This window comes from Pelagicoccus albus, from assembly GCF_014230145.1.
In the GTDB taxonomy this organism is placed as follows: Bacteria; Verrucomicrobiota; Verrucomicrobiia; order Opitutales; family Opitutaceae; genus Pelagicoccus; species Pelagicoccus albus.
In genome coordinates, this window is record NZ_JACHVC010000012.1 from 1,156,166 (window position 1) to 1,170,310 (window position 14,145).

Sequence of the window (14,145 nt, forward strand, 5' to 3'; positions counted from 1 at the left end):
TTTTGATTAGGGGATCTTCGCCTGCCGAAAATGGGTACTATCCAGTTTGTGGTATAATCGCCCCCTTTGGAAGAGAAAGAGGCGTGGATTAGTTTCGGGGTGAAGGGTATGTTAGGGATCTTAGCAAGTCACTCGGTCCATAAGCCTTCAGAAATCGGTCAATTAGCAGCACAAATTCGCCATTTAGCATATTTCTGTCGTATTGACCTTGGAGGTGTCTTTTAGAGAGTATCAGTAATGCCCCAGCCCGAGCCTGTTTACGATCGCCTAACGATACAGGAGTTTTTCGTTGATCCGAACTTTCCGCTCACCGCCTATCATGAGGTGCGGAATGTTCCCATGCGAATGCACACGCACGAGTTTGGGGAGTTAGTCTTTGTGAAAGGCGGAAGGGGGCAACATGTGCTTCCGGGAGAGACCTACGAGCTCGAAGCAGGTGACGTGTTCTTTTTGCCCAAAAACATACCTCACGGATACGAGGCTCCGGAGTCACTTGAGCTCTTCAATGTGCTTTTTCTTGCATCGAAGTTGCCTTGGAATTTGCAGGATCTCGATGGATTGCCCGGGTTTCGATTGCTTTTTCAACTAGAGCCTCGCGCTAGGAAACAGCACCGATTTGCCTCTCATCTACGCTTAGTCACGAGCGATTTCGAACGGGTGCAGCGAATTATTACCCGCCTGAACAGCGAAGTAGAAAACCGTCCGGCGGGCTATGAAACCATGTCTATCGGTCTATTTTTGGAGCTCGTCGCCTACCTTGCGCGGGCTTACGAAAATTTGCCGTCCGAGGAGTCCGTCAGCTTGAGAGCTGTGGATAAGGCTATGCGGTACCTATCAGACAACTACAGTGATGAGTTGGACGTGGCTTTATTGGCCAAGCGTTGTGGCATGTCTGAGCGTTCGTTTTACAGAGCTTTTCGAGACGCTGCGGGTACCTCTCCCAAGCAGTTTGTTCTAGAGTTGCGATTGCGCCATGCCAAAGATGCGCTTCTGGTACCCGGTTCTCGAGTTACTGACGTGGCCCTGGACGCGGGGTTCTCCGACAGCAACTATTTCACGCGTATCTTTAAAGAGCATGTTGGCCAGAGTCCAAGCGCTTGGGCTAAGTCGATGAGTGGGCGCCCGAGCTTGAAAGATTGATCACTAGCTCGAGGGCTGGTTTGTGCTGGTTTCTGGCAGAACTTTGAAGGCTCGTTTGGGGGCCTAATGGCTATGATGGACTTCCCCCAACGTTTTCCCTGTTTGGCCCGGATGAGCCTGATTAGGGGGCAGACACAAAGTATCTTACTTTTTCAAAATCGATGCCTACCCCAGCTATTTTTTACTCCCCTTTGAAGCCCTTGCGTCTTCGCTGCAACGCCCGAGAAGAAGCGCTATGCGACCCGGGTACATCGCCAGTCTTCAGCTGGCAGTATGATGCCTGTCCATCGCAGAGATACCAAAGGGCTTACCAATTGATCGTTGCGAGCTCTAGGGAGTTGCTGCTCCGAGATTGTGGAGACCTTTGGGACAGTGGGAAGACGCAATCTAGCCAAACGATCGATGTCCTCTATCAGGGAGCTGCTCTCAATTCGTGTAGGTGCGTTTTTTGGAAAGTGAGGGTATGGGACGATCAAGGTGATGTTTCGGACTGGAGTCCTTGCGCCAAGCTTTGGATCGGGATTTCCCAGTCGGAGTGGGACGGAGACTGGATTGGCTGGGATCAGCCAAACCAGTTGGAATTGGATGAAATTGATTTTGGAGAAGCCAAGTGGATTTGGCATCCTGGAGGTGACGCTATCCATCAAGCTGTATTCGTTGGGACTCTGGATATACCAGCAAATCTTCAGATCGAGCATGCCGAGTTGGCTCTAAAAGTGTCAGGACGATACCGATTCTATTCGGGACCCGAGCAATTCAGTTTCGACCTGTCGGATAGCCCGGAGCAAACGCAACCCTACGTCCGCGACATAACGGAGCGATTGCGGTGCGGTGAAAACCGAATCTACCTTTGGGCTGAACGGGTGGAGGGGGAAAAAGCGGGTGTCCTGTTTCGCTTGACGGTTCGTCTTTCCTCTGGAGAGGTGCGGAGTTTGTATTCAAATTGTGGATGGTTGTGTTCGGAACGTTTCCAAGCGAGGTGGTTTGAAGCTGAGACAGAAGCTTGGCCTCATGCGGTTGAAATTGGCGTTTACGGAGACACTCCCTGGGGGAAGGTATTGGGTCGGAAATACCATTTGCCTCCTGCAATCTACTTGAGGAATGAAATCCAAATTCGAAAGCCTGTTCGAAGAGCTACCCTATTTGCGACAGCTTTGGGATGTTATGATGTCCATCTCAATGGAGAACGTGTGAATCAAAGCTATTTCAATCCAGGGTGGACGGATTATCGAAAACGGCTTTATTATCAGGGTTACGACGTGAGCGAAATGCTGAGGCAGGGCTCGAACGCTTTTGGAGCAGTCCTTGCGGATGGCTGGTATAGCGGGTATCTAGGCTGGTTGCATCAGAAAAACCACTACGGAAAGAATCGGCGATTCCGTTGCGTACTTGTAGTGAAATACCAGGATGGAGAAGAGGAGCGTTTTTTCTCCGACAATGGTTGGAAGGCAAATACCGCAGGGCTCCTTGAAGCTGATTTTCTCCATGGCGAAACCTATGACGCCCGCCTCTCCCAACTCGGTTGGGACGAGAGTCCTTTCAAAGATGACTCTTGGCAGCCGGTCGACTGTGGAGCCGAGTTAAATCCTGTCTTCGAAGCCTATCCCGGGGCTCCGGTCGTTCCATTATTGGATGAAATGTTTAAGCCTGTTCGGATCTCTGAATCCAGTACGGGAGTTTTTGTGGCAGATTTTGGGCAAAACTTCACGGGCGTAGCGGAAATAACGATACAAAATCCGAAAAAAGGTCAGCGGATAGAATTCCGTTTCGGAGAGCGATTGAACGAAGATGGCAGTCTCTATACGCAAAATCTACGCTCTGCTCGCGCGACAGACACTTATATTTGTCGTGGCGACCCGCTCGAGACTTGGTCACCGCGCTTCACGTTTCATGGCTTCCAGTATGTGGAAGTTACGGGATTGGAAGAGCCGCTGACTGAGGAGATGATCAAAGGTTTGCCTTTGAGTGCGGACTGCGAACAGGTTGGCTTTTTCGAGTGTTCCGACGAGATGCTTAATAAGTTGGCTCGCAATATCTATTGGAGCCAGAGGTCTAACTTCCTGGAAGTGCCGATGGATTGTCCCCAGCGCGACGAGCGGCTAGGCTGGTGCGATGGGGCTCAAACTTTTTTTGGAGCTGCGGCGTATCGCGCGGACGTGCAGGCCTTTTACCGCAAGTGGTGCCAGGATTTGGTTGATGCGCAATTGCCCGATGGACAATTCCCATTTCTCGCTCCCTTAGCAGTAATCGAAGAAGAGCGCATCGGTGACATGTGGGCTGGCTCTAGTCCCGGCTGGAACGATGCGGGAGTGATTTGTCCGTGGAGTCTGTATGAGTTTTATGGAGACAAAACGATGTTGGCGAAGTGTTATCCGAGCATGCTCAGGTGTATCGCTTCCTACGTGGACCAGAGCGACTCCAGCTTCTTGCCGCCGGATGGATACCGCTGTCTGGGGGATTGGCTGAATCATGACGCAGACACTCCGCACGATGTGATTCGGACTGCCTACTTCGCTCACAGCGTCAAGCTTGTGGCCCAGACCGCAGAAGTTCTTGGATTCAGTGAAGATGCGGAGACCTACGCGCAGCTGTTCGGTCGAATAGCGGAAGCGTTTCGGAAAGCGTATGTCGACGAGGCAGGTAGGGTAAAGGGGGATACGCAGGCGGCGTATGCTCTCTCCATACAGTTTGATCTACTTGGCGAAGAGCAGCTTGCAATGGCGAGCTCGCACCTCGTTCGCTCTGTCGTGGAACGGGCCTGGACTCCTTCTACCGGTCTGCTGGTTACGCTTCCCTTGATGCAGGCGCTATCCAAAATCAATCGACGCGATGTTGCCTTGAAGATTCTCCAAAACGACCGTTTCCCGTCTTGGAAGTTCTCCATCCGAAATGGAGCGACTACGATCTGGGAGCGCTGGGATAGCTGGACTCCTGAAGAGGGCTATGGCGACATGTTTATGAACTCCTTCAACCATTTTACCTTGGGCGGAGTTTATCAGTGGATGGCAGAGAACATCGGGGGAATTCGAAACGTGGGGATTGCGTTTGATGAGATTGCGATAGCTCCCTGTCCGTCGGAGGAGCTCTCATTTGCGAGTTTCAAATTCCGGAGTCCCAGGGGCTTGATTTCTGTGGATTGGAAAGTGGATAACGGGGGGCTTAAGATCGATTGCCAAGCTCCTGGCAGCATCACGGTCAGGCTTGGTGATGTCGATTTAAACAAACTCTCGGAATTTAAGGTCAATGGGTCCTTGATCACTGTGGAAGACGGGTTTGGGGGAGAGGGTGCCTTTTCCTGCGAACAATCTAATCAGTGATGGCAAGGACCCCTCGAACGATGGTGGCCACCTAAAATTCTTGCATGTACGGGGGTGATTTCTACGTTTCGCTGCTTTGCTGTGGGTCCCGTTCGTCTAGCCAGGTTTAGGACACTTGGATTTCATCCAAGAGACAGAGGTTCGAATCCTTTACGGGACGCCAAATCCACGGGATTTGGAGACGCGCAAAGGATGAGAACCCTTGGGTTCGACGTAGCTCGAGCGTAGATGGGCGACCTTCAGGTCGGGGCGAAGCCCTGAGAAGTGGCCGCCATCTTAGCTGAGGTCTAGCGCTGGTGATTTACTCCCAGGACTAGGGATTTTCTCCATCCGGCTAAGCCATTGGATCGTAAAAAGTAGGGTAAATCTGAGTAGGCCATTTGAGAAACGGCGTATTCAGGTTAGCGGTTTTATTACTACTTCTCATGTTTTGGAATCCTGCTTCCTCTCTGCGTAGACGTTTGCTGTCTTCGTTTCTTTTAGTCGCTGCTCCGCTCGTTTCGTCGCAAGACGAGCCGACGATCAAAGATGGCGAGGTGCTTTCCTTGCCTCGTGCTCTGCAAATTCTGCTGGAGCAAAACTTTGATCTGCAAGTTCAAGAACTTGAAGTCGGCGTGGCTCGAGACGAGTTGCAGCAAGCGTGGGGCACTTTTGATCCGACGCTTTTTGCCAGCGTAAATTTCGAGGATAACCAGCGTAAGCTCAACGCTATCGACTACTCTAGCTTCGGCATCGTGAGCGATCCCCAGGACTCGCTTTTTCTAGAGGACAATGAGCGGACCGCTTTAGGGATCTCGGGCAAGCTTCCCACTTTTGGCACCGATATCGAGCTGTCAACCAGCCTGAATCGTTTGGTTAACGACGTTAATAGTGAAGGGCGTTTCTTTTCGCCGGAGTTCGAGACCGGTGTGAACCTCGCCATCAGCCAGCCATTGTTGAAAGGGTTCTGGGGCAAGGCTCCCATGGCCGAGGTGCATGCGGCGGAGTATTCGGTTCGCATTGCCGAGCGGGGACGGGAAATCGAAGTCGTTAACAAACTGATTCAGCTCACCGACTCTTACCTCGATCTGGCGTTCGCTCAGGAAAACATCGACGTGAAGCTGCGGGCGGTGGATTTAGCGGAGACGTTGTTGGATGAGAACAAGAAGCGGGTGGAAGTGGGCAAGATGTCCGGACTCGATGTCACGCAGGCTGAGGTGCAGGTTTCCGAAGCCTTGGAGGAATTGGTCTTGGCCAAGGATTTCGCCCGCGAGCGCCGGCTGCGTTTGCTCGCATTGATTTTGCAAAGCTTCAGCGGCGCCTCGCTTCCTGAGTTTGAGGTTGAGGCGGATTTGTCAGTGGGAGCGATCAGTCGTAGTCCCCGAACTTTGGCTGAATCCGCTTTGGAACAACGTCCGGACCTGAAGCTGGCGATGGAAGAAATTGGCCGCAGCCAGGTTGAGCGAAAGCGTTTACGAAGCGATCGTTTGCCACAGCTGGACCTAAAATTGTCCTACGGTTTGGGAGGTTTGGACGATGGAGGCTACGCCAGCTACCGTCAGATAACCGATAATCCTGCGGACCAGTGGAGCGCCGGCGTGGTTATGACCATGCCTTTTGCCAACAAGAAATCTCGCGCCTCGGCCCGCATCGCCGAACGCCGAGCCGAGCAGGCGGAAATAGAAGCGGCTCGCATGCGTACACAGATTTCCCTCGAAGTTTCCAACGGGGTGCAGCGTCTAGATTCGTTGCGCGAGAGATTGGAAAATGCGAGTCGTTCCCGCGAACTTGCCGACAAAGGCTTGGAAGTAGAGCAAGCTCGCCTCGAGGCGGGACAATCCACCAGCTTCGCGGTTCTCGATTTGCAGCAAACCGCATCGGAAGCCGCGACGCGCGAACTGGCTGCTCAGGTTGACCTCAAGAAAGCGGAGGTCGAACTTTGGGCGATCGTCGGCGAATTGCCTGAGCGATTGGGGCTCATCATCAATCCCGTTGAGAAAGAGTCAGACCGAGGTCGCCTCGCCTGGCTTCCCAAACCTTTTTAACCGCGACCCTTCCCTTTGGTGATGCGTATAGTCGCAATTTCCTGCCTTTGTCTGGCTTCCAACTTGTTTGGTGCCGATCCCGTGCGTGTGCAGGGTTTGGTTCTTCCTTTTCAAGAAGTAACGCTTAGTTCCGCGGTGAGTGGTTTGGTGGATACGGTTGAAATCGAGGAGGGCGATCATGTCGAAGCGGGGCAGATCTTGGCTCAATTGGCGGATGCGGAAGCTCGTTTGGAGGTCGAACGCAGTGCCCAAGTTGTGGAGCTCAAACGCTTCGATGCCCAGGGAACTGAGAAACTCTACGAGCAGAATATGGCTCGGCAGGACGAGGCTTTAGAGAAGGCGGTAGAGTTGCGGATAGCCGAATTGCAGAGCGATCTGGCGGAGACCGCTCTCGAACGCCGCCGTATCCGAGCTCCCTTTGCCGGAGTGATTGTTTCTCGAGATAAGGAACCCGGCGAATGGTCCGAACCGGGGGCGGAATTCTTTCAGCTGGTCGACTTCCAGCAAGTCTATCTCCAGCTTCTCCTTCCGCATGCTCAGACCGTCGCGCTCGAGATCGGGCAATCGATCGAAGTGCAAAGCGATGAAGATGCTGCTGGAGCTGAAGCTCGTGGCGAAGTGGCTTTCATCGATCCCCGAGTCGACGCCGCCAGCGGATTTCAGAGAGTGAAAATCCTGATACCGAATGAAGATGGTCAAATCCTCCCAGGCGTAAGGCTTTGGGCGATTCTTCCTGCGGATTGAGCAAACGTTGACCTTCCCTTGCGAACTAGCCCCTTGATCTTTAACCTTTGCTGAGAACGAAACGGTTTTGGCATCCACAGAAATAGACACCTTTTGGAAGCGGCTCGAATCGCTTTCCGAGTTTAACGGAACCGCGAGTTCCTACTGGCCCCGCTTCGCTGAACTCCTCGCCCATGCGGCGGAGGGGCGAGTCGTATCCATTTTGACCCGACCGCTGGATGATTCAGGATCGTGGCGTGAGCAGGCCTGTTTTGGCGTCCTTGAAAATGGGCGTGAGTCCTTTCCCCGCGAAGTGGTCGACAAGTTGGCTGCTGCGGCGGAGTCCGTGGGGCTGGCGGAAGGCGCGGCTGGCACGGATGGTACACAGACTGTTATCGGTCTACGGATACAAACGGGCGACGAGAAGACACTCGGGTTGGCAGTTATCTTAACAGAGGCTGTGTCGCCTCCTGCTGCTTCTGGACGCAGGGATCGTTTACGCCTGTTGGCGAGTCGGCCCGCTGCCGATTTGGCTCGGAGGAAAGAGAAGGCGGCGAGGCAAGACTTGTCGAAGACCACGCTCGCTCTGGAGGTATCCAGTCGGCTCGCTGTTCACCGTAAATTTCGCTCCGCCAGTATGGCTTGGGTCAACGAGTTGGCATCCGCTCTCAAGTGCAGTCGTACAGCTCTGGCCTGGTTAGAAGGGCGTCATCTTCGCTTAGTTGCGGTGAGCCAAATGGAGAAGTTTTCCAAGAAGACGCAAATGACCCGCGACTTGGAAGCGGTCATGGACGAAGCCTTGGCTCAAGACGATGAAGTTGTTTGGCCGGCTGCGGAGGAATCTTTTGTCGTCGCTCGGGAGCACGGGCAATACGCTGCTCACAGTGGTGAGTCTTTTCTATTGTCGGTTCCCCTGCGAATCGATAACCGATCGGTGGCAGTAGTACATTTTCAACGACAAGAGACTGCGTTCGGTCCCGATGAAATCGCTCTTGTGCGGGCTCTGGCGGATCAGGCCAGTCCTTGGCTCGATCAGCTGCGACGCACGACGCAGTGGCGAGGTCGGTTTCGGTCTTGGGGAAGTTCGCTTGTCGGTGTGGAGCATACCGGAGCGAAGCTTTTGGCGGTCTTGGGCTTGGCCTTGATTCTCGGCATAACGCTGGTGCCAGTTCGTTATCGGGTGGATGCTCCTTTCATTCTGCGGAGTTCTCACCAAGCTTTGCTGCCCGCACCATTCGATGGATACATTGCCAGCGTTGAGCGCGAGGTGGGAGATGCGATTGCGGAAGGTGATGTGCTGCTTACGCTAGATGACTCTGCCCTGCGTCAACAGGAGGCTGGTTTGTTGGCGGATATAGAACGATTTCGCGGCGAAGCGGATCAGGCGGAGAGTTCGGGACGTTTTGCCGAACGACGAATTGCTTTGGCCCGAGGCAATCAAGCGGCAGCAGAACTGGAAACGGTGCGCTACCGGATCGAGCAAAGTCTAGTACGTTCGCCAATCTCTGGCGAGGTAGTGGAAGGGCGACATCGCGAGCGACTCGGTTCTGCGGTGGAAACGGGCGAGCTGCTCTATCGAATTGCCCAGCTAGATTCTGTCTACGCGGAGATCGATATAGACGAGCGCGACGTGCAAGAAGTCGGAGTTGATTCGATCGGGAAGTTGGCGTTCACAAGCCGGCCTGATGTGACATTCGATTTGGTTCTTACGCGTATCGACCCAGCGGGTACGGCGAAAGCGAACGGAAATGTTTTTGTCGCTCGGGCGGAACTGGGTCAGGCGAGTGAAGATTGGTGGCGACCGGGTATGACTGGTCTAGTCAAAATCGACGCCGGCAAGCGGAACCTGTTCTGGATCGCGATGCATCGCCTCCGCGACTTCTTAAGACTGAAGGTTTGGTGGTGGTGAGCGGAAACCTTTTCAGAAAGGAGGGTGGCGAGTGAGTGGTCCGGAAATGCTTTTTAGCGAATCGTGGCATTTGGTCGCGCCGCTGCGGGTCCGATTGCGTTCGGATGTGGAGGCTCGTCGCCAAGTTTTCCGCGGTGAATCTTGGTTTGTGGTGCATGACCGGCTGAATTTGCAGTTCTTTCGTCTTCGCCCGGCGGCTTATGTTTTTCTCGCCCGTCTCGACGATCGCCGCACGGTGGAAGAGCACTGGCGGGAAAGTCTCAGTATCGATCCGGAGAATACACCCGGGCAGCAGGAAGTGGTGCAGCTAATCGCGCAATTGACCGGAGCCAGCCTGTTGCAATCCGAGCAGGCGGGGGACGCCTTACAACAGTTCAGGCGTCGGCAAGAAGGGCGTCGCAAACAGGCCCGCCAGCAGGTCATGAACTTTCTTTTTTGGCGGATTCCGCTCTTTGATCCCGACCCTTTGGTGACGCGGGCCGAATCCGTTTTGCGACCTGTCTTGAACAAGATCGGCCTGCTGGCTTGGTTTCTGTTGATCGCTTGGGGTATGAAGCTCGTGTTCGAACGCATCGATGTGCTCTTCGACCGTAGCCAGGCGGTGCTCGCACCGGCGAATCTCGGTTGGCTCTATCTAGTCTCGGTGGCTTTGAAACTCTGGCACGAACTGGGGCATGGCGTATTGTGCAAGCGTTTTGGAGGCGAGGTGCGATCATGCGGTATATTGCTGCTGGCCTTGTTGCCTTTGCCCTTTATAGATGTGACCGCGGCCCACGCATTTCGGGAGCGAAGGCAACGAGTGCTCGTGGGCTTGGGAGGTGTGATTTTTGAACTCGGGGCGGCAGCGGTCGCAGTTTTCGTCTGGGCTTATTCGGGAGACGGGTTGGTCAATCAGCTCGCCTATAACGCTATCTTTTTGGCCTCGGTCACCACCTTGGTTTTCAATCTGAATCCGCTGTTGCGCTTCGATGGTTACTTCATCCTGACCGATTTAACTGATACGCCGAATCTGGCTAAGCGGGCATTGTCACAGTGGAAATGGCTGCTGGAGCGATGGGTTTTTAAGCTACCCCGTTTGATCCCCGTTGAACGTACGGTCAAAGGCGTCGTGTTGGTCGTGCTTTATGGATTGGCCAGCACAGTTTATCGGCTTTTTGCCCTGTGGGCGATTATGCTTTTCGTGGGCGACCAATTGTTTGGGATCGGCTTGGTTCTGGCAGTGATCGGAGGAGCGGTCTGGGGGCTCGGGCCACTATTCAAATTCGCTCGCTATCTAATAAAAGACCAGTCGCTGGAACAAAGGCGCGGGCGGTCCATAAGCTTGGCGACTGGCACGGTGTCGCTGGTTGTCATTTTGCTTGTAGCCGTACCCGTTCCCAACCGATTTCTGATGCCCGGAGTGGTGCAGGCGAGTCCTGCAACTCATCTAATAAGTGAAACGGACGGAATCCTCGTGGAGATGTTGGCTCGACCGGGAGAAGCGGTCGAAGCTGGGCAACCGCTTTTGCGTCTGGCGAATCCGGAACTGGAAGCCGCGAAAGGTGCGGTCGCCGCTGCCCTGGAGGAAATCGAAGCGAGGCTGCGTCTTGCTCGTAACTCTTTGCCTGCACTTTTGCCCGCGCTCGAAGCTCGTCTGAAAGCCACCGAATCGCAGCGAAGCGAAATCGAACGCAGGATGGAAGCTTTGCTCGTTCGAGCTCCGCATGCCGGTCGTTGGGGGACCGACGGTCGGGATCTGCCGCTCGGGATGAAGATCCCACGAGGCGTTTCGCTCGGCGTGGTGGTTTCGCAAGGCAAGCGGATGTTTTCCACGGTGGTCGACCAAGACGAGGCCGGACCCCTTTTCGGCGAACCGATTCAGAGAGTTGAGATTCGCATTCGTGGGGAGGCAGACCGCACTCTACAAGTGGGTGAGTGGTCGATTCTTCCCGGCGATCAACGACGTTTACCAAGCCGAGCCTTGGGATGGGCCGCCGGTGGCACGGTCGAAGTGGCCGGTGCCGGAGAGGGAGCGGAGTCGCAGACCGCGGCGGAACCCTTCTTCGAGGTGCTTGCCGAGTTGCCGTCGGATGGCGATGTACAGCTTGAGCACTCCCGCAGTGGCGTTGCCAAATTCGTTTTGCAGCCTCGGCCCATCGCCTCCCAAGCATGGCGTAGCCTTCGCCAGCTGTTCCAGAAACGTTATCAGATCTAAGCCATGCCCGCTTCGACGTGCACTCCTAGTTCCCGTTACCGACAGCGATCGGTGCCCTCGCCGAAGCGTTTGTATCAGGGCTTGGACGGCTTGAGCTGGTCGGCTTGGGGCAAGTGGAAGCGTAGATCTCGGCTTAAGGGTTTGTTAGCGGAGCGGACGGAAAGGGTGATGCGACAACGCGAATCTTGCGTGGAGCTCTCCACCAAGCAGCTAGGCGAAGCAATTACGGAGATCTCAGCCAAAGCTCGGGTCGGACTCAATGCGCAGGACGAGGAGAAAGGGCTTTCTTTGGTTTCGGAAATGGCCAAGCGGAAACTCGGGCTCGATCCCTTTCGTGAACAAATTTTCGGAGCCCTCGCATTGCGTTCTGGTTTGCTGGCGGAAATGGGCACCGGGGAAGGCAAGACCCTCACGATCGGCTTGGCAGCTGTTCTAGAAGGATGGCGTGGCCGGCCTGTTCATATCGTAACCGCTAACGACTATCTCGCTGCTCGTGATGCGGCGGAACTCAAACCGCTCTACGCGGCTTGCGGCTTATCGGTCGGACATATCGATGGCGAGATGTCGGCCGATGTGCGCCGAATTCACTACGGTCGCTCGGTTACATACGGCACTAGCAAAGAGATTGTAGCGGACTTCCTGAAAGACCGCTTAGCCTTGCGAGGGCGTAAACAAGGGAACGAGCTTTCCATCGATGGTTTGCTTTCGGCGAGTAATGAGGAGCTCTCCGACGAATCTGTCGAAACGGTGCAACGCGGTCTTTTCAGTGCTATCGTAGATGAAGCGGACCATGTTTTGATAGATGAGGCAGTCACTCCGTTACTCATCAGCCAGCCACGAGAGAACGAGTTTTTGCAAGCTGCGGTAGAAGCCGCTGGCGAAGCGATTTCGGATTGGGAAAAGGGGATCGACTACACGGTAGACTTGAAGCGAAGCGAGGTGGAGTTGACCTCCCAAGGCCGAAAACGCCTTGAAGCCTTGCCGCCGGAAGCCTGTTTGATGTTTCGAAATAGCCGCTGGAAGAGCGAATGGGTGAGGCAGGCCATTCGTGCTCGAGAGCTTTTTTTGCGAGGAAAACACTACATCGTGGTGGATGGAAAAGTGGTCATTGTGGACGAAGCTACTGGCCGTCCTGCTCCCATGCGCACTTGGCGTCAAGGGCTGCATCAAGCCATCGAAAGCAAGGAAGGACTGGCTCTGACCGCTCCCAGCGACAACCTAGCAAGCCTCAGCTTTCAGCGCTTTTTCCGGCTTTATCCTAAGCTGGCGGGCACCTCCGGAACTGCTGCGGAAAACGCGGCGGAGCTCTGGAAAATCTATCATTTACCGGTGGTTTTAGTGCCTCCTCATAAGCCCTGTATGCGCAAGGTAGAGCGAGAAACCATCACCGCAACGGCTGCCGAAAAGTGGGAAGCGGTAGTGGCTGATATCGAAGCCAAACATGCTGCAGGACGCCCTGTTTTGGTGGGTTGCGGATCGGTGGGAGCGAGCGAGGAACTGGCAATTCGATTGAAGGAATGCGGGCATTTTTTCTCCCTTTTGAATGCCTCCCAGTTGGGAAAGGAGGCCGAGATTGTGGCCGAAGCGGGTCGCTCCGGATGCATCACCGTAGCCACAAATATGGCCGGTCGTGGTACCGATATTCGACTTGGAGAGGGGGTCGCAGAGGCGGGCGGCTTGCACGTAATCGCGACCGAAAGAGCCTCTAGCGCACGTATCGATCGGCAGCTTTTTGGGCGTTGCGCCCGGCAAGGAGACCCTGGTTCGGTGAGGCAGTTTTGCTGTTTGGAAGACGATTTGGCGAAGCGTTTTCTACCTAAATCCGTGGTTTGGCTGGCCCGAAAGGCAGCCTTCTTTCCGGTCGGAATCTTGCGGAGATCGGCCTTGGTCTGGGCTCAAAAACGAGCTTCCAAAACCCTATTTCGTCAACGTCTCGGAGTACTCAAACAGGACCAATGGCTGCTGAAAAACCTGCCGATTTCCGGCGGCAGCGCCGACGATCAGGTTCGAGAACGTTGATCGTTTTTGAATCGATTTGAGCGATTTTCCCTGCTTCGGTGACTCTGAATGAGGCTCAAAGACCGCTCAATATGAATCGGTTTTAATGTGACAGCTTGACTCGATCTCTTCTTTTTTCGGCTTCCTGAAGCGGTGTGTTCCCCGCCGGAAAACTAATTCTGAGGCACCACTTGCAAGGGGATTTTGCCCGCTTTTTCGCCATCTAGGAACACTTCTAAACGGTAGTTTCCGTGTTTGGGAAGCACGATGCTTTGCAGGTTTATGATGCAGTTGGTGGTGGTGAAGTGGTGGTTTTCGGGTAGGACCGGAAGGGCAAAATTCACTTTTATCGCCCCTGCCGGGAGCAAGTTTTTCCCTTCGGAATCGAGCAAGGAGACGTTGATTTGGTGGGATCCGAGGTCCTCTGCTACACTCGAAATACGAAGGGCGATAGCGCAATTCGGATGGGTAGCGGGTAGTTCGTTAGCCGCTATTGTATCAAAGGCGCCTAGGATACAGAGCTTGCCTTGGTAGTCTTTAGCGGAGTCGCAGAGACAGGCGGTCAGGATTTCCATAGAGGGAAAAGTGCTCTGACGGATGATAAAAGCGAGTGGATTCAAAGCTTTGTTAGGAGTGTTGGGTCCTTTCTAACTGTTACCGCCTTGCTCCTATATATAGAGGCGAGTGAGCGGTGATCTGAAGATCGCTATCTGCTAGGGAGAACTCCTCAGTGAAGAGTTAGAATCGTGTAAGACACTAGAATGCATGTGTTTAGGAAATGTTAATTCTTTAGAAAAGTCTGAAATCCATTGGACAAAATGCCGTGTTAGGAACCTGTTT

General features: G+C 54.1%; 8 protein-coding genes and 1 tRNA gene. 8 read left to right on the forward strand and 1 reads right to left on the reverse strand.

Annotation, left to right across the window (positions count from 1 at the left end):
• Nucleotides 1–237: 237 nt before the first annotated feature.
• The 8 genes from H5P27_RS14585 (at nt 238) to H5P27_RS14620 (ending at nt 13,326) form a co-directional block, all read left to right on the forward strand.
• Nucleotides 238–1,140, forward strand: a complete 903-nt coding sequence (locus H5P27_RS14585) for a helix-turn-helix domain-containing protein (protein WP_185661127.1) — start codon at nt 238–240, stop codon at nt 1,138–1,140.
• A 161-nt stretch (nt 1,141–1,301) separates the two neighbouring features.
• Entirely contained in the window at nt 1,302–4,457 is a 3,156-nt protein-coding gene (locus H5P27_RS14590) for an alpha-L-rhamnosidase (protein ID WP_185661128.1), read from the forward strand.
• Nucleotides 4,458–4,542: 85 nt separating this feature from the next.
• Nucleotides 4,543–4,620: transfer RNA gene (locus tag H5P27_RS14595), tRNA-Glu, on the forward strand.
• Between the two features lie 262 nt (nt 4,621–4,882).
• The gene (locus H5P27_RS14600) at nt 4,883–6,481 is read left to right on the forward strand and encodes a TolC family protein (protein WP_185661129.1); all 1,599 of its coding nucleotides are present in this window, start codon (nt 4,883–4,885) and stop codon (nt 6,479–6,481) included.
• Between the two features lie 21 nt (nt 6,482–6,502).
• Nucleotides 6,503–7,225, forward strand: a complete 723-nt coding sequence (locus H5P27_RS14605; protein WP_185661130.1) for an efflux RND transporter periplasmic adaptor subunit — start codon at nt 6,503–6,505, stop codon at nt 7,223–7,225.
• 67 nt (nt 7,226–7,292) lie between these two features.
• Nucleotides 7,293–9,113: a GAF domain-containing protein gene (locus H5P27_RS14610; RefSeq protein ID WP_185661131.1), complete on the forward strand. Its 1,821-nt coding sequence runs from the start codon at nt 7,293–7,295 to the stop codon at nt 9,111–9,113.
• 46 nt (nt 9,114–9,159) lie between these two features.
• Nucleotides 9,160–11,307: an efflux RND transporter periplasmic adaptor subunit gene (locus tag H5P27_RS14615; RefSeq protein WP_185661132.1), complete on the forward strand. Its 2,148-nt coding sequence runs from the start codon at nt 9,160–9,162 to the stop codon at nt 11,305–11,307.
• Nucleotides 11,308–11,310: 3 nt separating this feature from the next.
• Nucleotides 11,311–13,326, forward strand: coding sequence for a preprotein translocase subunit SecA (locus H5P27_RS14620; RefSeq protein ID WP_185661133.1), 2,016 nt, complete (start codon nt 11,311–11,313; stop codon nt 13,324–13,326).
• 152 nt (nt 13,327–13,478) lie between these two features.
• On the opposite strand, the gene H5P27_RS14625 is transcribed toward H5P27_RS14620, so the two are convergent.
• Nucleotides 13,479–13,880 (reverse strand): DUF6941 family protein, encoded by a 402-nt coding sequence (locus tag H5P27_RS14625; RefSeq protein ID WP_185661134.1) that lies wholly within the window; start codon nt 13,878–13,880, stop codon nt 13,479–13,481.
• Nucleotides 13,881–14,145 lie beyond the last annotated feature (265 nt).